Here is a 22,301-nt window from a genome sequence, read left to right as displayed (position 1 = left end):
GGATCGCCCTCCCGGCGGACCCGACCACGCTCCGCGACTGCCTACGCTTGAGACGTGCAACGACTCAACGCCTGGCTCCGCCGTCACCCCATGGTGGTCGACTCCGCCTGGGCGGCGATCGTGCTGTTCTTCGGCCTGCTCCCCAACGACGCCGGCCAGGGCGGCTGGCAGGAGACCGTCCAACTCGTGGTCGCGGTCGTCCTGCCGCTGCTGATGGTCTTCCGGCGGCGCCTGCCCGACCTCACGGTGGCCGCCGCCGTCGTGGTGGGGCTGACCCAGGTCGCGCTCGACGTCGACCCGGGCGGCTCCAGCATCGCCTACCTGGTCTTCGCGTACACCGGGGCCGCCTTCGGCTCCGCCTGGATCTCCCGGCTGGCGCTCGCCGCCGGCCTGTCCGCCGGGCCGCTGGTGTTCTGGGAGCAGGGGCTGCTCAAGAGCCAGTACCACCGGGAGACCAGCACGACGACCTTCCACCCCTACGGCGTCGGCGAAACCCTCCTCATCATGGGGCTGATGACCAGCCCGTTCATCCTGTGCTGGGCGTGGGGCCGGCTCACCCGGGTGCGCCGCGCCTACCTGGTCGAGCTGGAGGACCGCGCCGCCCGGCTGGAGCGCGAGCGCGACGCCCAGGCCAAGGTGGCGGTCGCCGCCGAGCGCGCCCGGATCGCCCGTGAGCTGCACGACGTGGTCGCGCACAACGTGTCGGTCATGATCGTCCAGGCCGACGGCGCCGCGTACGTGCTGGACAACTCGCCCCAGCAGGCCAAGGAGGCGCTCGGCACGATCGCCTCGACCGGACGACAGGCCCTCGTCGAGATGCGCCGGCTGCTGGGCGTGCTGCGCACCGCGGACACCGCCGAGGAGTACGTGCCGCAGCCCGGCGTCGAGGAGCTGCCCGACCTGCTGGAGCAGGTCCGCACCGCCGGCCTCCAGGTCGACTTCGCCACCTCGGGCGACCCGCGCGAGCTGCCGCGCGGCGTCGAGCTGACCGTCTACCGGATCGTCCAGGAAGCGCTGACCAACGTGCGCAAGCACGGCGGCCCCGACGTGCACGCCCGGGTCGCGGTCGACTTCGGCGACCGCGAGCTGGCCGTCCTGATCGAGGACGACGGCCGCGGCTCGACCGACGAGCAGCTGACCTCCGGCGGGACGGACGGCCAGGGCCACGGCCTGATCGGGATGCGCGAGCGGGTCGGCATGGTCAGCGGCAGCCTGGACGTCGGGCCGCGCCCCGGCGGCGGCTTCCGGATCCGCGCCGTCCTGCCGCTCAAGGCAGCACACTGACCACGTTGCCGCCCACGAACCAGGAGACCACCTTGACCATCCGCGTGATGCTCGTCGACGACCAGGAGCTGCTGCGCACCGGCTTCCGGATGATCCTGCAGTCCCAGGGCGACATCGAGATCGTCGCCGAGGCCGGCGACGGCGCGCAGGCCCTGGAGAAGCTGCGGCACACACGGGTGGACGTGATCCTGATGGACGTCCGGATGCCCCGCCTCGACGGGGTGCAGGCCACCCGCCGGATCTGCCTCGCCGAGGACGGCAGCCCGCTGGCCGACGCCCCGCACGTCCTCATCCTGACCACCTTCGACCTCGACGAGTACGCCTTCGCCGCACTCAAGGCCGGCGCCAGCGGGTTCCTGCTCAAGGACGTGCCGCCGACCGAGCTGGTGGCCGCGATCCGCGCGGTGCACGGCGGCGACGCCGTGGTCGCGCCGACCACCACCCGCCGCATGATCGACCGGTTCGCCGAGGTGCTGCCCACCGCCGCGAGCGCGCCCGGCCCGAACACCCTCGGCCCGCTCACCGAGCGCGAGCGCGAGGTGTTCCTGCTGGTCGCCCAGGGCCTCTCGAACGGCGAGATCGCCGCCCGGCTGGTCCTCTCCGAGGCCACCGTGAAGACCCACGTCGGCCGGATCCTGGCCAAGCTCAACCTCCGCGACCGGGTCCAGGCCGTGGTGCTCGCCTACGAGGCGGGCCTGATCCGGGCCGGCGCGGCGGACTAGCCGGGGGCTCCGGGGACCGGCCCGGCCGGGGGCGCCTCCCGGGCCGTGCGGAACGGCCGGTCCGGGCCCTGCGGGGGATGAGGGCCGGACCGGCCCCGGCCGTAGAATGGGCCGGTGCGTCCGGTACCCGCCGAGGACCGGAACGGTAAGAGTGAGGACCAGGGCCCAGCCGTGAGCGAGCGAACCGGGCTCACCGTCGAGAGGTGCGCCATGGCGACTGCCCCCGCCGAGCGCCGGGACCGCCCCCGGCCCGGAACCGGCCCGGAGGTGGCCGCGTGAGTGGCTCCGACAGCGCCGCCCCCTCCCCGCCCGCCGACGGTTTCGGCGATCCGGCGGACCCGGGCAACCGCCCGGCGCGCCTCACCGTCGGGGTGGTCGGCACCGGCCGGGTCGGCCCGGCCCTGGGCGCCGCCCTGCAGCTCGCCGGGCACCGGGTGGTCGCCGCCTCCGGGGTGTCCGCCGCCTCCCGCCGCCGCGCCGAGCAGCTCCTGCCGGGCGTCCGGATCGTCTCCCCGCCGCAGGTGCTCGCCGCCGCCGACCTGGTGCTGCTCACCGTCCCCGACGACGCGCTGACCGACCTGGTGGCCGGCCTCGTCGCGACCGGCTCGGTGCGCCCCGGCCAGCTGGTCGTGCACACCTCGGGCGCGCACGGCGTCGCCGTCCTGGAACCCGCCACCCGGGCCGGGGCGCTGCCGCTGGCACTGCACCCCGCGATGACCTTCACCGGCACCCCGGTCGACCTCGCCCGGCTGGCCGGCTGCCCGTTCGGGGTCACCGCCCCCGACGAGCTGCGCCCGGTCGCCGAAGCCCTGGTGGTGGAGATGGGCGGCGATCCCGAGTGGGTGCCGGAGGGGGTCCGTCCGCTCTACCACACGGCCCTCGCGCACGGCGCCAACCACCTGGTCACCCTGGTCGCCCAGGCGTCGGAGCTGCTGCGCACGGCCGGCGTCGCCGAGCCCGGCCGACTGCTCGGCCCGCTGCTGGGCGCCGCCCTGGACAACAGCCTGCGCTCCGGCGACGCCGCCCTCACCGGCCCGGTCGCCCGGGGCGACGCGGGCACCGTTCGGCGCCACCTGGCGCAGCTCAGTACGGTGTCCCCGGACATCCCTGCCGCCTACCGGGCGATGGCCCGCGCCACCGCCCAGCGGGCGCTGGCCCACGGGACGATCGACGAAGCGTCGGCGGCGGCGCTGCTGGACGTACTGAACGAGGAGAACCACTGATGGCACGCGGCAAGCAGCCCGGCAAGGCCCAGCGGGCGCCGAAGGTCCACCGGGCCGTCGTGACCCGGACCGTCACCGACTTCGAGGCGGCCTTCTGGCCGGACGAGCAGCCGGTGGACAACGCGGTCGTGATGACCATGGGCGCCCTGCACGAGGGTCATGCCGCGCTCATCCGGGCCGCCCGCAAGCAGGTCGGCCGGGAGGGGCGGGTCGCCGTCACCGTCTTCGTCAACCCGCTGCAGTTCGGCGCCGGCGAGGACCTCGACCGCTACCCCCGCGACCTGGACGCGGACGTGCGGCTGGCCGAGGAGAACGGCGCCGACGTCGTCTTCGCGCCGTCCGTCGAGGAGGTCTACCCGAACGGCGAGCCGCAGGTGCGCCTGGCGGCCGGCCCGATGGGCGAGCGCTTCGAGGGCACCACCCGGCCCGGTCACTTCGACGGGGTGCTGACCGTGGTGGCCAAGCTGCTGCACATCACCGACCCGGACTTCGCCTTCTTCGGCGAGAAGGACGCCCAGCAGCTGGCGATCATCCAGCGGATGGTGGCCGACCTGGACTTCGACGTCGAGATCGTCGGGGTGCCGACCGCCCGCGAGGAGGACGGGCTGGCGCTCTCCTCCCGCAACCGCTTCCTGTCCGCCGAGGAGCGCGAGCGCGCGCTCGCGCTGTCCAAGGCCCTGTTCGCCGGCCGCGACGTGGCCGCCCAGGGGCCGAAGGCCGTGCGCGAGGCCGCCGCGGCCGCCCTCGCCGCCTCGATCGAGGCCCCCGGCGCCGAAGGCGTCGCCCTTGACTACCTCGCCCTGATCGACCCGCACGACTTCACCGAGGTGGCGGACGACTTCCAGGGCGAGGCCGTGCTGGCCGTCGCCGCGAAGGTGGGCTCCACCCGCCTGATCGACAACGTCCACGTCATCTGCCGCTAGGCAGAGGACCGGCGAGCACAGAATCTGCCGCTAGGCAGAGGACCGGCGAGCACAGAATCTGCCGCCAGGCAGAGGACCGGCGAGCACAGAATCCGCCGCCAGGCAGAGGACCGGCGAGCCCGGCCCCCCGCCAGGCACCGGCACCATCCGCAGGACCGTCCGGAAGCACTTCCCCTCAGGCATGCACTCATTGGAGGCGTGACCCCATGCTCCGCACCATGCTCAAGTCCAAGATCCACCGGGCCACCGTGACCCAGGCCGACCTGCACTACGTCGGCTCCGTCACGGTGGACGAGGACCTGCTCGACGCCGCCGACCTGCTCCCCGGCGAGCTGGTCCACATCGTCGACATCAACAACGGCGCCCGGCTGGAGACCTACACCATCGCCGGCCCGCGCGGCACCGGCGTGATCGGCATCAACGGCGCCGCCGCGCGCCTGGTCCACCCCGGCGACCTCGTCATACTCATCGCCTACGGGCAGATGGACACCGCCGAGGCCAAGGGCTACCTGCCGAAGGTGGTCTTCGTGGACGCCGACAACCGGATCACCGGCCTGGGCGGCGACCCCGCCGAGGCCGGGGAGGGCACCGGACTGCTGCGCGGCGACGCGGCGTACGGTGACGGCAACGGCGCGGCCCCGACCGCCGCGCGCTGAAGGAGCCACTGAACGCCATGCCCGCCACGCACCGCCTCACCGCCCCCGCCCCCGGCTGGACGACCACCACCGACGTCGTCGTGGTCGGCTCCGGCGTGGCCGGCCTCACCGTCGCCCTCAACGTCCGCGAAGCCGGCCTGCGGGCCGTGGTGGTCACCAAGGCGATGCTCGACGACGGTTCCACCCGCTGGGCCCAGGGCGGCATCGCCGCCGCCCTGGGCGAGGGTGACACCCCCGAGCAGCACCTGGACGACACCCTGGTGGCCGGCGCCGGGCTCTGCGACGAGGAGGCCGTGCGCACCCTCGTGACCGAGGGTCCGGAGGCCGTCCGCCACCTGATCGCCACCGGCGCCGCGTTCGACCGCGGCGACGACGGCGAGATCCTGCTCACCCGCGAGGGCGGCCACCACCGCCGCCGGATCGCGCACGCCGGCGGGGACGCCACCGGCGCCGAGATATCGCGCGCCCTGGTCACCGCCGTCCGGTCCGACCCGGGCCTGGAGCTGATCGAGCACGCCCTCGTCCTGGACCTGCTCACCGACGCCGCCGGGCACGCCGCCGGCCTCACCCTGCACGTGATGGGCGAGGGCCAGCGCGACGGCGTCGGGGCCATCCGGGCCCGCGCGGTGGTCCTGGCCACCGGCGGCATGGGCCAGGTCTTCTCCGCCACCACCAATCCGGCGGTCTCCACCGGTGACGGCGTGGCGCTCGCACTGCGGGCCGGGGCCGAGGTCACCGACCTGGAGTTCGTCCAGTTCCACCCGACGGTGCTGTGGCTCGGCCCGGAGGCCGAGGGCCAGCAGCCGCTGGTCTCCGAGGCGGTCCGCGGCGAGGGCGCGCACCTGGTCGACGCGACCGGCACCCGCTTCATGCTCGGGCAGCACGAACTGGCCGAGCTGGCCCCGCGCGACATCGTCGCCAAGGCCATCACCCGGCAGATGCAGCTCCGGGGCACCGAGCACATGTACCTGGACGGGCGGCACTTCGGCGCCGAGATGTGGGAGCAGCGGTTCCCGACCATCCTCGCCTCCTGCCGGGCGCACGGCATCGACCCGGTCACCGAGCCGATCCCGGTCGCCCCGGCCGCGCACTACGCCTCCGGCGGCGTCCGCACCGACCTCTCCGGCCGCACCACCGTCCCCGGCCTGTACGCCTGCGGCGAGGTGGCCTGCACCGGGGTGCACGGCGCCAACCGACTGGCCTCCAACTCGCTGCTGGAGGGCTTGGTCTTCGCCGAGCGGATCGCCGCCGACCTGACCGCCCGGCACCGCGCGGACGACCTGCCCGAGCGTTCGGTGGACGTCGCCGCCGCGCGCGCCGCCCACCCGGTGCCGCTGCCCGCGCCCGAGGCGCGCGCCGAGGTCCAGCGGCTGATGTCGCGCGGGGCCGGTGTGCTGCGCTCGGCCGCGTCGATGGCCGACGCGGCCGCCGGGCTCACCCTGCTCGCCGAGCAGGCGGTCGCGCACGTCGTCGAGGAGAAGCCGGCCGACCCCCGGGTGGAGACCTGGGAGGCCGCCAACCTGCTGCTGGTCGCCACCGCGCTGGTGGCGGCCGCCGCGCAGCGTGCCGAGACCCGCGGCTGCCACTGGCGCGAGGACTTCCCCGAGCGGGACGACGCCCACTGGCAGCGCCATCTGATCCTTACCCTCACCGCCTCCGGCGATCCTGTCAGCACCCCTGAGGAGCAGTAACCATGACCCACTCCCACGAGGAACTCCCGATGGCCGGTGGCTGCGGCGACGGCTGCGCGTGCGGGGACGGCGACGGCTACGAGACCGGCCTGGACCCCCAGCTCGCCGAGCTGCTGGAGGAGGCCGGCCTCGACCCGATCGAGGTCGAGGACATCGCCACCCTGGCGCTGGCCGAGGACCTGGCCGGCGGCGAGGACGTCACCTCCGTCGCCACCGTGCCCGCCGACGCCGTCGCCACCGCCGACTTCACCGCCCGCGAGGCCGGTGTGGTGGCCGGTCTGCGGATCGCCGAGGCGGTCGTCTCGCTGGTCTGCGAGGAGGAGTTCGAGGTCGAGCGGCACGTCCAGGACGGTGACCGGGTCGAGGCCGGCCAGGTGCTGCTCTCCGTCCGCAGCCGCACCCGTGACCTGCTGACCGCCGAGCGCAGCGCGCTCAACCTGCTCTGCCACCTGTCCGGCATCGCCACCGCGACCCGCGCCTGGGCGGACGCCCTGGAGGGCACCGGCGCGGTGGTCCGTGACACCCGCAAGACCACCCCGGGCCTGCGGGCCCTGCAGAAGTACGCGGTCCGCTGCGGCGGCGGCGCCAACCACCGGATGGCGCTCTCCGACGCGGCCCTGGTCAAGGACAACCACGTGATCGCGGCCGGCGGCGTCGCCGAGGCGTTCCGGGCCGTCCGGGCCGCCTACCCCGACCTGCCGGTCGAGGTCGAGGTGGACACCCTGGAGCAGATCCCGCCGGTCCTGGAGGCCGGGGCCGACCTCGTCCTGCTGGACAACTTCACCGTGCCGCAGCTGAAGCAGGCCGTCGAGCTGGTGGCCGGGCGGGCCCGGCTGGAGGCGTCCGGCGGACTGACCCTGGCCAGCGCGCGCGAGGTCGCCCAGACTGGGGTCGACTACCTGGCCGTGGGCGCGCTCACGCACTCCTCGCCGATCCTGGACATCGGCCTGGATCTGCGCGCCTGATCACCCTCTGATCACCCCTCACGCAGAAAGCACCCCATGCTGCTCACCATCGACGTCGGCAACACCCAGACCACGCTCGGCCTGTTCGACGGCGAGGACGTGGTCGAGCACTGGCGGATCTCCACCGATCCGCGCCGCACGGCCGACGAGCTGGCGGTGCTCCTGCAGGGCCTGATGGGCTCGCACACCGCGGTCAACGAGGCCGCGGTGGAGGGCCTGGCGATCTGCTCGTCCGTCCCCTCCGTGCTCCACGAGTTCCGCGAGGTGACGCGCCGTTACTACGGCGACGTCCCCGCGGTGATCGTGGAGCCGGGGGTGAAGACGGGCGTGCACGTCCTGATGGACCACCCCAAGGAGGTCGGCGCCGACCGGATCGTCAACGCGCTGGCCGCCAACCACCTGTACGGCGGCCCGTGCATCGTGGTCGACTTCGGCACCGCCACCACCTTCGACGCGATCAACGCCCGCGGCGACTACGTCGGCGGCGCGATCGCCCCCGGGATCGAGATCTCGGTGGAGGCGCTCGGCGCGCGCGGCGCCCAGCTGCGCAAGATCGAGCTGGCCCGGCCCCGCAACGTGATCGGCAAGAACACCGTCGAGGGCATGCAGTCCGGCATCCTCTACGGCTTCGCCGGCCAGGTCGACGGCCTGGTCGAGCGGATGGCCAAGGAGCTCGCCAAGGACCCGGACGACGTCCAGGTCATCGCCACCGGGGGGCTGGCCCCGCTCGTCCTCGGCGAGGCCGGCACCATCGACGTCCACGAGCCGTGGCTGACCCTGATCGGCCTGCGCCTGGTGTACGAGCGCAACCGGCCCAGCTGACACCGGACTTCACCGGGCCCGCCACCCCTGCGGCGGGCACCGGATCCCCCCGGGCGGGACATGCGCCGCGCTTTCCGTCCCCTTCTCGCGTTCCCGGCCGACGCGGCCCCGCGCTGTGTTAGTTTCACGCCCCGGGCCGGGCAACGCGCCGGACCGGCGGCCGGGGGAGGCCGATGGGCACCGGGGGGTGCGGGCCGGGACCGGGCCCGCCCGGGGAGCCCGTCCACCCGGCCGGACACACTGCCGCCCCGTCACGCACGGGGCGGGCGAACCGTAGGGGGCCGCTCGTCCGGGCGGTCCGGCAGCCGGATCGAGGGTGGGGCGTGTCGAACGTCGAGAGGTCCGGAGCGGCTCCGGACGACCCGGGGGCCGACCCCGCCGGCTCCGCCGGCCCCGGGCCGCGACGGCGCCGCCGGCTGCTGCTGGTGGTGGTCGTGGTGGCCGCGACGGCCGTCTCCACCGCCGGGCTGGCGGCCTCCCTGGTCATCAGGTCCCCCGCGCAGGCGGCGGCCGAGACCGCGCCACCGCCGGCGGACGTCCTGACCGCCGTCGTGGAGCGGCGCGTGCTGACCGACTCGGTGGTGCTCCGCGGCCAGGTCGGCGCCGGCCGCACGGTCGAGGTGGCGCCGACCGGGAGCGGCGGACCGGCTGGCGCGCGACCGGTGGTCACCAAACTGCCGGTGCGGGCCGGCGACCAGGTCGCGGCCGGGCAGTCGGTGCTGGAGGTGGCCGGGCGGCCGGTGTTCGCCCTCCGGGGCGAGCTCCCGGTGTACCGGGACCTCCGGCCGGGAGCCGCCGGACAGGACGTCGAGCAGCTCCAACAGGCCCTGAAGGCCCTCGGGTTCGCCGCGGACGGCGACCCGGCGGGGCGCTACGGCGCGGCCACCGGGGCGGCGGTGACGGCCTTCTACGCCGCGCACGGCTACGACCCGCTGCCGGCCTCTCCGGACGGGGACGCCCAGGTGTCGGCCGCGCAGGACGCGGTGACCGGCGGCGAGCGGGCCCTGGCGGACGGCAAGGACGCGCTGAAGGCCGCGCAGAAGCGGCTCGACGACGCGCTGGCCGCCCAGCGGGCCCGGCAGGAGGCCGAGGACGCGGCCTCCCCGACCACCGTGCCACCCACCCCGGACACCGCCGCCCCGGCCGGCGAGAACCCGGTGGACACCGCCCGCGCCGCCGTCGAGACGGCCCGCAAACAGGTGACCCGCGCGGGCGAGGACCTCGCCAGGATCCGGCGGAAGGCCACCGACGTCCGGGCCGCCGTCGGCCCGATGGTCCCCGCCGCCGAGCTGCTCTTCCTCCCCGGCCTGCCGGCCCGGGTGGCCACCGTCGCCGGCCGGGTCGGCGGCGAGGTCACCGGCACGGTACTGACGGTCTCGGCCGGGGCGCTGGTCGTCAGGGGCAGCCTGACCGCCCCCGACAAGGGCCTGGTCCGCCCGGGCCAGCAGGTGGAGATCCTCTCCGAGGTGACCGGGACCACCGCGACCGCCACGGTGGCCTCGGTGGCCGACGCCCCCGGCGACGGGCTCCCCCCGGCCGGCGGCACGGGCACCGTCGGCGCCGGGCAGCCGGGTGCGGACCGCTCCGGCTACCCGCTGGTGGTCGAACCGGACGCCCCGCTCGACCCGCGGCTGGCCGGCCAGGACGTCCGCCTCACCGTCCGGGCCGCCTCCTCCTCCGGCCCGGTGCTGGTCGTCCCGCTCTCCGCCGTCTCCGCGACGGCGGACGGACGGACGGTGGTGACGGTGTACCGGGCCGGAGAGCGCCGCCGGGTCGAGGTGGCCCCGGGCATGGTCGGCGGCGGCAGCACGGAGGTGCGCCCGCTGGGCGGGGACACGCTCGCACCGGGCGACCAGGTGATCGTCGGGGTGCGGGACAGCACCCGGTGAGCACCCCCCTGGTCGAGTTCCGCCAGGTCGGCCTGACCTACCCCGGGCCGCCCCCGGTCGTCGCGCTGACCCCGTGCGACCTGTCCGTGGACCCGGGCGAGTACGTCACCGTGACCGGCCCGTCCGGCTCCGGCAAGTCCACCTTCCTCAACATCGCCGGCCTGCTGGACACCCCCACCACCGGCCGGTACCTGCTGGACGGCATCGACACCGGCCCGCTCCCGGACGGCGAGCGCGCCGCGCTGCGCGGACGCCGGATCGGCTTCGTCTTCCAGTCCTTCCACCTGCTGCCGCACCGCTCGGCGGCGGAGAACGTCGCCCTCGCCCTGCTCTACACCGCCGCGCGGGGCCGCCGGGCGGCCGCCGAACGGCGGGCGCGGGCCCGCGAGGCGCTGGCCCGGGTGGGCCTCGACCACCGGGCGGACGCCCTGCCGACCAGGCTCTCCGGCGGTGAGCGGCAGCGGGTCGCGATCGCCCGCGCGCTGGTCGGGCGCCCCGCGCTGCTGCTCTGCGACGAGCCGACCGGCAATCTGGACACCGTCACCGCGCGGTCCGTCCTCGCCCTGCTGGACGAGCTCCACGCCCAGGGCCTGACCGTCCTGCTGATCACCCATGACCCGCAGGTGGCCGCCCGCGGCCGGCGGACGGTGGCGATCCGCGACGGGGTGCTGCGGGAGGTGGGCGCGCCATGAGGTCCCGCCGCCGCGCCCGCGTCGTCGAGCCGTCCCGGCTGCCGCTGCGGGACCTGCTCGCCGAGGCCCTCGCCGGGGTGCTCCAGCGGCCCGCCCGCTCGGCGCTGACCGGCCTCGGCACCGTCCTCGGGGTCGGCGCCTTCGTCGCCGTCCTCGGGCTGACGGCCACCGCCTCCTCCCAGATCGACTCCCGCTTCAGCGTGCTGACCGCGACCGAGGTGACCGTCCGGGACACCGGCGGCCCGCGGCCGGACCTCACCGGGCTCTCCTTCCCCGCCGACGCCGACGACCGGATCCGGCGGTTGAACGGCGTCGAGGCGGCCGGCGTCCACTGGCCGGTGCGCCTGCCCGCCGGGTCGGTCCGGGCCGCCCCGGTGGGCCGGCCGGCCGGCGGCGAGCAGATCCCGGTGCTGGCGGCCTCGGCCGGTCTCCTGACGGCGGTCGAGCCGCACCTGGCCCAGGGCCGGACCTTCGACGCCTGGCACGACACCACCGGCCGGCAGGTGGCGGTGCTCGGTTCCGCCCTGGCCGCCCGGCTCGGGATCGGCACGCTCGACACCCAGCCCGCCGTCTTCCTGGCCGGCCGCCCGTTCACCGTCATCGGCATCGTCGACGACGCGCGCCGGGGGCCCGACCTGCTGCTGTCCGTCGTGGTGCCGCGCGGGACCGCCGCCCGGCTCTGGGGCGGGCCCACCCAGGACCGGGCGAGCATGCTGGTCACCACCAGGATCGGCGCCGCCCGGCAGATCGCCGACGAGGCCGCGCTCGCGCTGGACCCGGCCCACCCGGAGCGCTTCACCGCGCTGCCGCCGCCGGACCCGCGCACCCTGCGCTCGGGCGTCACCTCCGACCTCGACCGGCTCTTCCTGCTGCTCGCCGGGATCTGCCTGGTGATCGGGGCCGCCGGGATCGCCAACACCACCCTGGTCGCCGTGCTGGAACGGACCGGCGAGATCGGCCTGCGCCGGGCGCTCGGCGCCCGGGGCCGCCACATCACCGGCCAGTTCCTCTGCGAGTCGGCGTCCGTGGGCCTGCTCGGCGGCCTCGTCGGCAGCTCACTGGGGGTGCTGACGGTGCTCGGCGTGGCGCTGGCCCGGGACTGGACCCCGGTGGTGGCCCCGGCGACGGTGGCCGCCGCCCCGGCGGTCGGGCTGGTCACCGGTCTGCTGGCCGGCGCCTACCCGGCCTGGCGCGCGGCCCGGATCCAGCCGGCCGAGGCGCTGCGGCGCTGAGCGGCCGGGCCCTTCGTCCACCGGACATTCACCGGGCCAAACGTGGGGGATCGGCGCGACGTTACCGACAAATCGGATATTCCTCACGTAGTGTCAGCTCATGCCTACGCCACACGGATCGCGCGGCGGCATGGCTTTCAGCGCCGACGAAGTCCGCGTGCTGCGCCGCGCCCTCGCCCAAGCCCTGCACCCCGCCGTCCCCGCCCATCTCCACGTCCCGGACCGGCTGCCGTTCGCCGGCGCCGGCGCCGAGCTGTGGGCGGAGGACGTCCAGGACGCCCTGCGCCTGACCGAGGCGATCGACGAGGCCGTCCAGGAGGGCGGCCGGCTGCGCGCCTTCCTGCTCGCCGACCTCGGCCGCTACCGGGCGGCGCTGCCCGGCAGCGCCGCCGGGTACCTGGAACGCCTGGAGGAGGCGGTGACCGACGGCTACCTCCCCGGGCCCGAGGACCTCACCGCACTGCGCGGCCTGACCCGTCAGCCGTGCGGCCAGCACGAGCGGTCCCGCCGCTCGCGGCTGGCCGGGCGCTGTCACGCACTGGCCGAGGCAGCCGTCCGCGAACGGCTCGCCCTCACCACCGGTCAGCGCCACCTCGTCGCCGTACCGAGCCCCGCCGCACCCCCGAGCAGTCTCCCCACCCCTGTTGGAGGACGGATCCCGATGAGCAGCACCGAGCCCGGCGCAGAGCAGCCCGACGCCCCCCGGACCCCGCCCCGCCCCCACCGGATGCCGACCCCCGCCGAACTCTTCGGCCGTCGCCCCAAGCCCCCGGTCCGGCCCGCGCCGCCCGCCGCCGCCGAGGAGCTGGAGCTGGCCACCGGCACCGGCTGACCGGGCCGCCCGCGAAAGAGGGGGAGACCGCTCCGACGGTCTCCCCCTCTTCCGCGCGGCCGTACGCGACGGGCGGCCGCCGCCCGCCGGCCGCGCGGCACGGCCAACCCGTGGCGGATCGCCGCTCCGGGGCTGGCTACCCTGGTGGGGTGAGCGATCAGAGCCCCATCCCCGCGACCGACGACCTCCCCGAGCAGATGCGCGTCCGGCGCGAGAAGCTGGACCGGCTCCGGGCGGCCGGCATCGACCCGTACCCGGTCGGCTTCCCCCGCACCAGCACCATCGCCGACCTGCGGGCCAAGCACCCGGACCTCGCCCCGGACATCGCGACCGGCGAGCGGGTCGGCATCACCGGCCGGGTGATCCTCTCCCGCACCGGCGGCAAGCTCTGCTTCGCCACCCTGCGCGACGGCAGCGGCGACCTCCAGGTGATGCTCTCCCTGGACAAGCTGGGCACCGAGCGGCTGGCGGCCTGGAAGTCCGACATCGACCTCGGTGACCAGGTCGGCGTCGAGGGCGAGGTGATCACCTCCCGCCGCGGCGAGCTGTCGGTGATGGTGGACGCCTGGGCGCTCACCGCCAAGTGCCTGCGCCCGCTGCCCGACAAGCACAAGGGCCTGACCGACCCGGAGGCCCGGGTCCGCCAGCGGTACGTCGACCTGATCGTCAACCCCGAGGCCCGCGAGATCCTGCACCTGCGCAGCAAGGTGGTCCGCTCGATCCGCCGCACCTACGAGGAGCGCGGCTACATCGAGGTCGAGACCCCGATGCTGCAGCCGGTGCACGGCGGCGCCAACGCGCGTCCGTTCAAGACCCACATCAACGCGTACGACATCGACCTGTTCATGCGCATCGCCCCCGAGCTGTACCTCAAGCGACTGGTGGTCGGCGGCGCGGAGAAGGTCTTCGAGATCAACCGCAACTTCCGCAACGAGGGCGCGGACTCCACCCACAACCCCGAGTTCACCTCGCTGGAGTCCTACGAGGCCTACGGCGACTACGACACCCAGGCCGAACTGATCCGGGCGACGATCATCAACGCCGCCCGGGACGCGCTGGGCACCACGGTGATCCGGGGCCTGGACCCGCACGGCGTCGAGCACGAGATCGACCTGGCCGAGCCGTGGGCCGAGGTGAGCGTCTACCCGGGCATCTCGAAGCACCTGGGCACCGAGGTCACCCCGGAGACCGGGGTGGAGGAGCTGCGCGGCCTGGCCACCGAGCACGGCATCCCGTTCGAGAAGGACTGGGGCCACGGCCAGATCGTGCTGGAGATGGTCGAGCGCCTGCTGGAGGAGAACGCCGTCGCGCCGACCTTCATCAAGGACTACCCGACCGAGGTCTCCCCGCTGACCCGCCGGCACCGCTCGATCGCGGGCGTGGCCGAGAAGTGGGACCTGGTCATCTTCGGCACCGAGATCGGCACCGCCTACTCCGAGCTGGTCGACCCGGTCGAGCAGCGCGCCCGGCTGACCGCGCAGTCCCTGCTGGCGGCCGGCGGCGATGTCGAGGCGATGCAGGTCGACGAGGACTTCCTGCGGGCCCTGGAGTACGCGATGCCGCCCACCGGCGGCCTCGGCCTCGGGGTGGACCGCCTGATCATGCTGCTCACCGGCAAGAACATCCGGGAGACCGTGCTCTTCCCGCTCGTGAAGCCGGAGCCCAAGGCGTCCGCCGCCACCGCGGCGGACAAGACCGAGGAGGAGTGACCTGATGGACTACGTCAGCGCGATCGTCCCGCCGCTGGTCATGGCGATCGGCTTCGGCTTCCTGGTGCGGGCCATCATCCGCAGCCAGGGCGGGGCCCAGAAGGCCAAGGAGGACGCGGTCGACTGACCCCGTCACCGGCCGCGAGCACCGGCGCGCCGTCATTCCCGATTCCGGGGGTGGCGGCGCGCCGGTTTGCGGCACTTCACAAGATTTGCCCCATTCACTCCCTATCCTGGCCGCACTATGGTCCGGCAACTCGGCGAACTTGAGAACGCCATCATGACCCGGGTGTGGCAGTGGAACCGACCGGTCACGGTTCGCGAGGTTCTCCTGGATCTGCGGTCGGAACGCGAAATCGCGTACACCACGGTGATGACCGTCCTGGACAAGCTGCACAGAAAGGGCTGGCTGCGCCGGGACCGCGTCGGGCGGGCCTATCGATATGAACCGGTCTCCTCCCGCGAGGCGTACACGGCGGCCCTGATGAACGACGCCTGGGCCACCAGCGACAATCCCGCGGCCGCCCTGGTGCACTTCTTCGGCCTGATGTCACCCGAGCAACGGGAGGCGCTGCGCGACGCGTTGCGGGTGGCCGCTCTGTTCCCGCCCGATCCGGTGGGGCCGGACTCGGCGGAATCCGGGACGGATACCGGGGAGACCGGGGCGGGGCCGGCACGATAACGTCCCGCCATGGAGGTCACCATCCGCCGGGCGCGGACCACGGACGTGCGGGCAGTGCGCGGGCTCATCGACGCCTACTCGCGCGACGGCATTCTGCTCGACAAGCCCACCGTCACCCTGTTCGAATCCGTGCAGGAGTTCTGGGTCGCGGAACGCGACGACACCGGGGCGGTCGTGGCCTGCGGCGCACTGCACGTGATGTGGGAGGACCTCGCCGAAGTGCGCACGCTCGCGGTCGATCCGTCCTGCCGCGGCCACGGCGTCGGACACCTCCTGCTGGAGAAGCTGCTGCAGACCGCGCGCTGGCTCGGCGTCCGTCGGATTTTCTGCTTGACGTTCGAGGTGCCCTTCTTCGCGAAACACGGTTTCGTCGAGATCGGCGAGGCCCAGGAAACCGATGATGGTACGACAGACCCGGCGGCGATCGCTACGGATGTCTATGAAGAACTTCTCCGCTCGTACGATGAAGGTGTCGCGGAGTTCCTCGACCTGGAGCGGGTGAAGCCCAACACACTGGGCAACTCACGCATGCTGCTGCACCTGTGAGCGGCTCCCGACCCGGGCAGGGGTTTGTGTTTTCCGGAGAAAGGCGCTTTCCTTTCCTTAGGCAATGGGTCGTTTAGCGGAAAGGGAAGCCCGTGGCACAGAGGGTGCAGGTCATTCTTGAAGACGATCTCGACGGCGGTTCGGCGGACGAGACGGTGACGTTCGCGCTCGACGGCGTTGCCTACGAGATCGATCTGAAGAGCGCCAACGCGGACAAGCTGCGCGGTCTGCTGGCGCCTTACGTGGACAAGGGCCGCAAGCAGAGCGGCCGGCTCGCCGGCGCCCGCCGCCCGGGCCGCGGCACGGCTCCGCGCCCGGCCGGCGGCGCGCCGGACACCGCCAAGATCCGTGCGTGGGCCAAGGAGCAGGGCCTGGAGGTCAACGACCGCGGCCGGGTGCCGAGCACCGTCCGCGAGGCCTACGACAAGGCCAACGCGGCCTGATTCCGGCCACGCCGGACCGCCGGAGCGGGTGCGGGGCTCCAGGGGTCGCCCGAGGCGTACCTGGCACATGCGCGGGGCGCGGAGGAATCTTCTCCGCGCCCTGCGGCGCATGCCCGTCCGGCCCGCCCGACCCGTCCGTCCGGCCCCGCGGACACGGCGGCGGCCCCGGGCACGGGCGCCCCTTCGGGCACCCGGCCGGGCAGCACCGGATCGGGCGGCGGAACAATCACGAGCTGTGCAACGCTGTAGGGGCGAAGCGGTAACGCCGACACCACCGGGATGGCCTACCGACCCCGACGGTCGGAGCTGACCCACCGTCACCGCCGGCCGACTTCTCGCCAGGCGAACACCGCCACCGCGGAAACTGCGCGAGAACCGCCCCGATACCGGGTATGAATGCAGGTGGACGGCGCCAGGGGCACCGTCCGGGGCAGTACGTGCGACCCGCCGGAGACCGTCCGGATCCGCCCGGGCCGGTGTTGTTCGCCGATGGCGTAGCGGTATCTGGTGCATCCGGCCCACCTGTGGGAACACCGTCTCCCAGCATCAGGTTGGGATTGGTGTCGGCTGGTCGCGCAGCATCTCGCTCCCGTACCGGGGAGTGAATCCGTGGGCCGCGCCGCTGAGCGGGACTAGCATGCGGAAGGACAGGGCGGGGACCGACCCCGAACTGCCCGACCGCTCTGAGGAGCGATAAACGATGTTCGAGAGGTTCACCGACCGCGCGCGGCGGGTTGTCGTCCTGGCTCAGGAAGAAGCCCGGATGCTCAACCACAACTACATCGGCACCGAGCACATCCTCCTGGGTCTGATCCACGAGGGTGAGGGTGTCGCCGCTAAGGCCCTGGAGAGCCTCGGGATTTCTCTTGAGGCCGTTCGCCAGCAGGTCGAGGAGATCATCGGCCAGGGCCAGCAGGCCCCGTCCGGTCACATCCCCTTCACCCCCCGGGCCAAGAAGGTCCTGGAGCTGTCGCTCCGGGAGGCCCTGCAGCTCGGCCACAACTACATCGGCACCGAGCACATCCTGCTCGGCCTGATCCGCGAGGGCGAGGGCGTCGCCGCCCAGGTCCTGGTGAAGCTCGGGGCCGACCTCAACCGGGTGCGCCAGCAGGTCATCCAGCTGCTCTCCGGCTACCAGACCGGCGGCGGCAAGGAGTCGGCCACGGCCGGCGGGCCCGCCGAGGGCACCCCGTCGACCTCGCTGGTCCTGGACCAGTTCGGCCGCAACCTCACCCAGGCCGCCCGCGAGGCCAAGCTCGACCCGGTCATCGGGCGCGAGAAGGAGATCGAGCGGGTCATGCAGGTGCTGTCCCGCCGCACCAAGAACAACCCCGTGCTGATCGGTGAGCCCGGCGTCGGCAAGACGGCCGTGGTCGAGGGCCTGGCCCAGGCGATCGTCAAGGGCGAGGTCCCGGAGACGCTCAAGGACAAGCAGCTCTACACGCTGGACCTGGGCGCCCTGGTGGCCGGCTCGCGCTACCGCGGTGACTTCGAGGAGCGCCTGAAGAAGGTGCTCAAGGAGATCCGCACCCGCGGCGACATCATCCTGTTCATCGACGAGCTGCACACCCTGGTCGGCGCGGGCGCCGCCGAGGGCGCCATCGACGCCGCCAGCATCCTCAAGCCCATGCTGGCCCGCGGCGAGCTGCAGACCATCGGTGCCACCACGCTCGACGAGTACCGCAAGCACCTGGAGAAGGACGCCGCGCTGGAGCGCCGCTTCCAGCCGATCCAGGTCGCCGAGCCGTCGCTGCCGCACACCATCGAGATCCTCAAGGGCCTGCGCGACCGCTACGAGGCCCACCACCGGGTCTCCATCACGGACGCCGCCCTGGTCGCCGCCGCCACCCTGGCCGACCGCTACATCTCGGACCGCTTCCTGCCGGACAAGGCCATCGACCTGATCGACGAGGCCGGCTCCCGGATGCGCATCCGCCGGATGACCGCGCCGCCGGACCTGCGCGAGTTCGACGAGAAGATCGCCGACGTGCGCCGCGAGAAGGAGAGCGCGATCGACGCGCAGGACTTCGAGAAGGCCGCGTCCCTGCGCGACGACGAGAAGCAGCTCCTGCAGGCCAAGGCCAAGCGCGAGAAGGAGTGGAAGGCCGGCGACATGGATGTCGTCGCGGAGGTCGACGAGGAGCTCATCGCCGAGGTCCTGGCCACCGCCACCGGCATCCCGGTCTTCAAGCTGACCGAGGAGGAGTCCTCGCGGCTGCTGCGCATGGAGGACGAGCTGCACAAGCGCGTCATCGGCCAGAAGGACGCCATCAAGGCGCTCTCCCAGGCCATCCGGCGCACCCGCGCGGGCCTCAAGGACCCGAAGCGTCCCGGCGGCTCGTTCATCTTCGCCGGCCCGTCCGGCGTCGGTAAGACCGAGCTGTCCAAGACGCTCGCCGAGTTCCTCTTCGGCGACGAGGACGCGCTCATCTCGCTCGACATGTCCGAGTTCTCGGAGAAGCACACCGTCTCCCGGCTCTTCGGTTCGCCCCCCGGCTACGTGGGCTACGAGGAGGGCGGGCAGCTGACCGAGAAGGTCCGCCGCAAGCCGTTCTCCGTCGTCCTCTTCGACGAGGTGGAGAAGGCCCACCCGGACATCTTCAACTCGCTGCTGCAGATCCTGGAGGACGGTCGCCTGACCGACTCCCAGGGCCGCGTGGTCGACTTCAAGAACACCGTCATCATCATGACGACCAACCTCGGCACCCGGGACATCTCCAAGGGCTTCAACCTGGGCTTCGCGGCCACGGGTGACTCGACCACCGGGTACGAGCGGATGAAGGCGAAGGTCGGCGAGGAGCTCAAGCAGCACTTCCGCCCCGAGTTCCTGAACCGCGTCGACGACATCGTGGTGTTCCACCAGCTGTCCGAGGAAGACATCATCCAGATCGTCGACCTCATGATCGACAAGGTGGACGGCCGCCTCCGGGACCGCGACATGGGCCTGGAGCTCAGCATCGAGGCCAAGAAGCTGCTCGCCAAGCGCGGCTACGACCCGCTGCTGGGTGCCCGACCGCTGCGCCGCACCATCCAGCGCGAGATCGAGGACCACCTCTCCGAGAAGATCCTCTTCGGCGAGCTGCGGGCCGGCCACATCGTGGTCGTCGGCGTCGAGGGCGAGGGCAAGGAAGCGAAGTTCACCTTCCGCGGCGAGGAGAAGTCCGCGGTCGCCGACACTCCGGCCGCGGTGGCCTCGCCTGGTCCGGACCTGACGAAGTAGTAACAGTTAACAGATAACAGCGCACAATCTGGGCCCCCGGCGTTCGCGCCGGGGGCCCAGACGTTTTGCGCCCCGCGCCGAAAGCTGTGATCCACCCCACGAGCTCGCAGGTCGGAGGCCTGGTCGGGCGGCGGTCCGGGTGCGATCGACCGAGCAGCCATCTTTAATGCCAACGATGTTGACGGATCGTCAGCTGATAGTGGGTCGCGGAGCATAGCGCCGTAGCCATGTCACGGTCAAGGTCTATCTTTTCCGTCCACGCTTGGATCAAATGTCGTCCACCTGTCTTTCATTGGTTTACCGGAAGGCCAAGAGCCGGACCGGTTTGGGGAGGACGTCACAACGTTGAAGATGACCAGGAAAGCCGCCGCGGCCGTCACGGCCGGGGCGGTCATAACCGCTCTGGGTGCGGGTCTGTTCCCGAGCGTGGCCACCGCGGCCGGCTCGGCACCCGTCCCGAACGACCCTGCTGACGCTGTCCAGTCGGTCAAGACCGACCACAACCTGCCGGGCCCGCTGACCGAGAAGGTCGAGGCCGAGCAGAAGGCCGCCACCGAGCAGCTGCTCGCCGGCACCGCGAAGGTCGAGGAGCACGGCGGCAGCACCAGCATCAAGCTGGGCAAGGACAAGTACGTCGAGCTCGCCCGTGAGCGTACGGACAAGATCTTCACCATCCTGGTCGACTTCAGCGACCAGGTGGACAACACCACGAAGACGCCGGACGGCAAGGTCAAGTTCGGCGGGACCCCGGGTCCGCAGCACAACCAGATCGAGAAGCCCGACGCGGCGACCAACAACTCGACGCTCTGGCAGGCTGACTACAACCAGCAGCACTACCAGGACATGTACTTCAGCAAGACCCAGGACTCGCTGAAGACCTTCTACGAGAAGCAGTCCTCGGGCCGCTACACCGTGGACGGCCAGGTCACCGACTGGGTGAAGGTGCCGTGGAACGAGGCCCGCTACGGCTCGGACTACTGCGGCCAGCACGTCTGCAACAACGCGCAGGACCTGATCCGCGACGGCATCAACGCCTGGGTCGCCGACCAGAAGGCCAAGGGCCAGACGGACGCTCAGATCAAGGCCACCATCGCGCAGTACGACCAGTGGGACCGGTACGACTACAACCACAACGGCAACTTCAACGAGCCCGACGGTTACATCGACCACTTCCAGATCGTGCACGCCGGTGAGGACCAGTCGGCGGGCGGCGGCAAGCAGGGCACTGACGCGCTGTGGGCCCACCGCTCGTACGTCTACGGCACCGCGGCCGGCTCGACCGGCCCCGCCGACAACCTGCTCGGCGGCACCCCGGTCGGCTCCACCGGCATCTGGATCGGTGACTACACCATGCAGCCGGAGAACGGCGGCCTCGGTGTCTTCGCCCACGAGTACGGCCACGACCTGGGCCTGCCGGACCTGTACGACACCTCGGGCAGCGGGATCGACAACTCGGTCGGCTTCTGGTCGCTGATGTCCTCCGGCTCCTGGCTCGGCGAGGGCAAGAACTCGATCGGTGACATGCCGAACGACCTCGACGCCTGGAGCAAGCTCCAGCTCGGCTGGCTGAAGTACGACAAGGCCACGGCCGGCACCGAGTCGACCCACCACATCGGCCCGGTGGAGTTCAACACCGCCCTGCCGCAGGCGCTGGTCGTCGACCTTCCGAAGAAGAAGGTCACCACCACCGTCAACACCCCGTTCGCGGGTGCCAACGAGTGGTGGAGCGGCAGCGCCGACGACCTGAACGTGTCGCTGACCCGTGACGTCGACCTGACCGGCAAGACCGCCGGCGCGCTGACGGCCAAGGGCTGGTACGACATCGAGCAGGACTTCGACTACGGCTACGCCGAGGTCTCCACCGACGGCGGCGCCAACTGGACCGCCCTGGACGGCACCTTCAACGGGGTCGCGATCCCGAAGAACGCCGCCAACAAGGCCGGCCTGACCGGCAACTCGGGCAACAAGTGGGGCGACCTGTCGTTCCCGCTGGACGCCTACGCGGGCAAGGCCGTCAAGGTCCGGTTCCACTACACCACCGACGGCGGTCTGCACCTCAAGGGCCTGGCCCTGGACGAGATCGCCATCACCGCCGACGGCGCCACCGTCTTCACCGACGGTGCCGAGAACGGCGACAACGGCTGGACCCCCAAGGGCTTCTCCCGGATCACCGGCTCGTTCTCGAACGACTACGCCCAGTACTACATCGCCGAGAACCGCCAGCACATCTCGTACGACCGGACCCTCAAGACCGGCCCGTACAACTTCGGCTTCGCCAACACCAAGCCGAACTGGGTGGAGCACTACCCCTACCAGCAGGGTCTGCTGATCTGGCTGTGGGACACCTCCCAGAGTGACAACAACGTCACCAACCACCCGGGCTCCGGTCTGATCCTCCCGATCGACTCGCACCCGACCCCGCTCAAGTGGAACGACGGCACCCTGATGCGCCCGCGCATCCAGGGCTACGACTCGACCTTCGGCTCGCGCAAGGTCGACAGCCTGTCCCTGCACAAGAACAGCGTCGAGACGGTCGTCCCGAAGGCCAAGGGCGTCGACGAGTTCAGCGACCTCAAGTCGTACTGGTCGAAGGACAACCCGTACAGCAGCGTCATCGTCCCGAAGACCGGCACCAGCATCGAGGTCGAGAACGAGTCCTCGAACTACCTCGAGACCTGGATCCGCGTCCGCCCGGTCGACAACTGATCGAATCGAGCAGTGACGATCAGCCTCTGACCAGGCACCCCTGATACACCCGTCCGGCCCGTCC

Annotated in this window: 19 protein-coding genes; all 19 read left to right on the top strand. The window is 72.6% G+C overall.

Translation table 11 applies throughout. The features are described 5' to 3' along the window. Positions 1 to 90: 90 nt before the first annotated feature. A complete protein-coding gene (locus ACFXHB_RS03045) occupies positions 91 to 1,284 on the top strand; it encodes a sensor histidine kinase (protein ID WP_380571735.1) in 1,194 nt (397 codons plus the stop codon). 32 nt (positions 1,285 to 1,316) lie between these two features. After that, positions 1,317 to 2,006, top strand: a complete 690-nt coding sequence (locus tag ACFXHB_RS03040) for a response regulator (protein ID WP_380571566.1) — start codon at positions 1,317 to 1,319, stop codon at positions 2,004 to 2,006. 275 nt (positions 2,007 to 2,281) lie between these two features. Then, positions 2,282 to 3,229 (top strand): Rossmann-like and DUF2520 domain-containing protein, encoded by a 948-nt coding sequence (locus ACFXHB_RS03035; RefSeq protein ID WP_380571565.1) that lies wholly within the window; start codon positions 2,282 to 2,284, stop codon positions 3,227 to 3,229. Next, the gene (gene panC / locus ACFXHB_RS03030; protein ID WP_380571564.1) at positions 3,229 to 4,152 is read left to right on the top strand and encodes a pantoate--beta-alanine ligase; all 924 of its coding nucleotides are present in this window, start codon (positions 3,229 to 3,231) and stop codon (positions 4,150 to 4,152) included. Before ACFXHB_RS03035 ends, panC begins: the two co-directional genes overlap by 1 nt. A 206-nt stretch (positions 4,153 to 4,358) precedes the next feature. Further along, the gene (gene panD, locus ACFXHB_RS03025) at positions 4,359 to 4,808 is read left to right on the top strand and encodes an aspartate 1-decarboxylase (RefSeq protein WP_360640373.1); all 450 of its coding nucleotides are present in this window, start codon (positions 4,359 to 4,361) and stop codon (positions 4,806 to 4,808) included. A 17-nt stretch (positions 4,809 to 4,825) separates the two neighbouring features. After that, positions 4,826 to 6,499 carry an L-aspartate oxidase gene (locus ACFXHB_RS03020; protein ID WP_380571563.1) on the top strand — a complete coding sequence of 558 codons (1,674 nt, stop codon included), beginning with the start codon at positions 4,826 to 4,828 and terminating at the stop codon, positions 6,497 to 6,499. Between the two features lie 2 nt (positions 6,500 to 6,501). After that, entirely contained in the window at positions 6,502 to 7,464 is a 963-nt protein-coding gene (gene nadC / locus ACFXHB_RS03015; protein WP_380571561.1) for a carboxylating nicotinate-nucleotide diphosphorylase, read from the top strand. Between the two features lie 36 nt (positions 7,465 to 7,500). Next, on the top strand, positions 7,501 to 8,286 hold the full coding sequence (locus ACFXHB_RS03010; protein WP_380571559.1) for a type III pantothenate kinase: 786 nt from the start codon (positions 7,501 to 7,503) through the stop codon (positions 8,284 to 8,286). Between the two features lie 323 nt (positions 8,287 to 8,609). Continuing rightward, the gene (locus ACFXHB_RS03005; protein ID WP_380571558.1) at positions 8,610 to 10,175 is read left to right on the top strand and encodes a peptidoglycan-binding protein; all 1,566 of its coding nucleotides are present in this window, start codon (positions 8,610 to 8,612) and stop codon (positions 10,173 to 10,175) included. After that, the gene (locus ACFXHB_RS03000) at positions 10,172 to 10,867 is read left to right on the top strand and encodes an ABC transporter ATP-binding protein (protein ID WP_380571557.1); all 696 of its coding nucleotides are present in this window, start codon (positions 10,172 to 10,174) and stop codon (positions 10,865 to 10,867) included. The genes ACFXHB_RS03005 and ACFXHB_RS03000 overlap by 4 nt, the downstream gene beginning before the upstream one ends. Beyond that, complete coding sequence (locus ACFXHB_RS02995) at positions 10,864 to 12,099, top strand: ABC transporter permease (RefSeq protein WP_380571556.1); 1,236 nt, start codon at positions 10,864 to 10,866, stop codon at positions 12,097 to 12,099. Before ACFXHB_RS03000 ends, ACFXHB_RS02995 begins: the two co-directional genes overlap by 4 nt. A gap of 130 nt (positions 12,100 to 12,229) precedes the next feature. Next, positions 12,230 to 12,931 (top strand): hypothetical protein, encoded by a 702-nt coding sequence (locus tag ACFXHB_RS02990; protein ID WP_380571555.1) that lies wholly within the window; start codon positions 12,230 to 12,232, stop codon positions 12,929 to 12,931. A 149-nt stretch (positions 12,932 to 13,080) separates the two neighbouring features. Further along, complete coding sequence (lysX, locus tag ACFXHB_RS02985) at positions 13,081 to 14,640, top strand: bifunctional lysylphosphatidylglycerol synthetase/lysine--tRNA ligase LysX (RefSeq protein ID WP_380571554.1); 1,560 nt, start codon at positions 13,081 to 13,083, stop codon at positions 14,638 to 14,640. 4 nt (positions 14,641 to 14,644) lie between these two features. Continuing rightward, positions 14,645 to 14,767 carry a hypothetical protein gene (locus tag ACFXHB_RS02980; protein WP_329488349.1) on the top strand — a complete coding sequence of 41 codons (123 nt, stop codon included), beginning with the start codon at positions 14,645 to 14,647 and terminating at the stop codon, positions 14,765 to 14,767. A gap of 117 nt (positions 14,768 to 14,884) precedes the next feature. Next, a complete protein-coding gene (locus ACFXHB_RS02975; RefSeq protein ID WP_380571553.1) occupies positions 14,885 to 15,322 on the top strand; it encodes a BlaI/MecI/CopY family transcriptional regulator in 438 nt (145 codons plus the stop codon). A 9-nt stretch (positions 15,323 to 15,331) separates the two neighbouring features. After that, positions 15,332 to 15,868: an amino-acid N-acetyltransferase gene (locus tag ACFXHB_RS02970; protein WP_380571552.1), complete on the top strand. Its 537-nt coding sequence runs from the start codon at positions 15,332 to 15,334 to the stop codon at positions 15,866 to 15,868. A gap of 92 nt (positions 15,869 to 15,960) precedes the next feature. After that, the gene (locus ACFXHB_RS02965) at positions 15,961 to 16,311 is read left to right on the top strand and encodes an Lsr2 family protein (RefSeq protein WP_380571551.1); all 351 of its coding nucleotides are present in this window, start codon (positions 15,961 to 15,963) and stop codon (positions 16,309 to 16,311) included. Positions 16,312 to 17,011: 700 nt separating this feature from the next. Next, complete coding sequence (locus ACFXHB_RS02960; protein WP_360634506.1) at positions 17,012 to 19,531, top strand: ATP-dependent Clp protease ATP-binding subunit; 2,520 nt, start codon at positions 17,012 to 17,014, stop codon at positions 19,529 to 19,531. A 351-nt stretch (positions 19,532 to 19,882) separates the two neighbouring features. Further along, positions 19,883 to 22,237 (top strand): immune inhibitor A domain-containing protein, encoded by a 2,355-nt coding sequence (locus tag ACFXHB_RS02955; RefSeq protein WP_380571550.1) that lies wholly within the window; start codon positions 19,883 to 19,885, stop codon positions 22,235 to 22,237. Positions 22,238 to 22,301 lie beyond the last annotated feature (64 nt).

It is taken from the genome of Kitasatospora sp. NPDC059327, from assembly GCF_042752535.1.
GTDB lineage: Bacteria > Actinomycetota > Actinomycetes > Streptomycetales > Streptomycetaceae > Kitasatospora.
The sequence above is the reverse complement of the archived record's forward strand: the minus strand, read 5'-3'. Positions and strand labels throughout refer to the sequence as shown.

What these genes read in the sequence shown, in the direction of transcription:
- ACFXHB_RS03045 (WP_380571735.1), top strand. Translation starts at nt 91, where the DNA reads ATGGTGGTCGACTCCGCCTGGGCGGCGATCGTGCTGTTCTTCGGCCTG.
- panC (WP_380571564.1), top strand. Translation starts at nt 3,229, where the DNA reads ATGGCACGCGGCAAGCAGCCCGGCAAGGCCCAGCGGGCGCCGAAGGTC.
- panD (WP_360640373.1), top strand. Translation starts at nt 4,359, where the DNA reads ATGCTCCGCACCATGCTCAAGTCCAAGATCCACCGGGCCACCGTGACC.
- ACFXHB_RS03020 (WP_380571563.1), top strand. Translation starts at nt 4,826, where the DNA reads ATGCCCGCCACGCACCGCCTCACCGCCCCCGCCCCCGGCTGGACGACC.
- nadC (WP_380571561.1), top strand. Translation starts at nt 6,502, where the DNA reads ATGACCCACTCCCACGAGGAACTCCCGATGGCCGGTGGCTGCGGCGAC.
- ACFXHB_RS03010 (WP_380571559.1), top strand. Translation starts at nt 7,501, where the DNA reads ATGCTGCTCACCATCGACGTCGGCAACACCCAGACCACGCTCGGCCTG.
- ACFXHB_RS02995 (WP_380571556.1), top strand. Translation starts at nt 10,864, where the DNA reads ATGAGGTCCCGCCGCCGCGCCCGCGTCGTCGAGCCGTCCCGGCTGCCG.
- ACFXHB_RS02990 (WP_380571555.1), top strand. Translation starts at nt 12,230, where the DNA reads ATGGCTTTCAGCGCCGACGAAGTCCGCGTGCTGCGCCGCGCCCTCGCC.
- ACFXHB_RS02980 (WP_329488349.1), top strand. Translation starts at nt 14,645, where the DNA reads ATGGACTACGTCAGCGCGATCGTCCCGCCGCTGGTCATGGCGATCGGC.
- ACFXHB_RS02975 (WP_380571553.1), top strand. Translation starts at nt 14,885, where the DNA reads ATGGTCCGGCAACTCGGCGAACTTGAGAACGCCATCATGACCCGGGTG.
- ACFXHB_RS02970 (WP_380571552.1), top strand. Translation starts at nt 15,332, where the DNA reads ATGGAGGTCACCATCCGCCGGGCGCGGACCACGGACGTGCGGGCAGTG.
- ACFXHB_RS02960 (WP_360634506.1), top strand. Translation starts at nt 17,012, where the DNA reads ATGTTCGAGAGGTTCACCGACCGCGCGCGGCGGGTTGTCGTCCTGGCT.
- ACFXHB_RS02955 (WP_380571550.1), top strand. Translation starts at nt 19,883, where the DNA reads ATGACCAGGAAAGCCGCCGCGGCCGTCACGGCCGGGGCGGTCATAACC.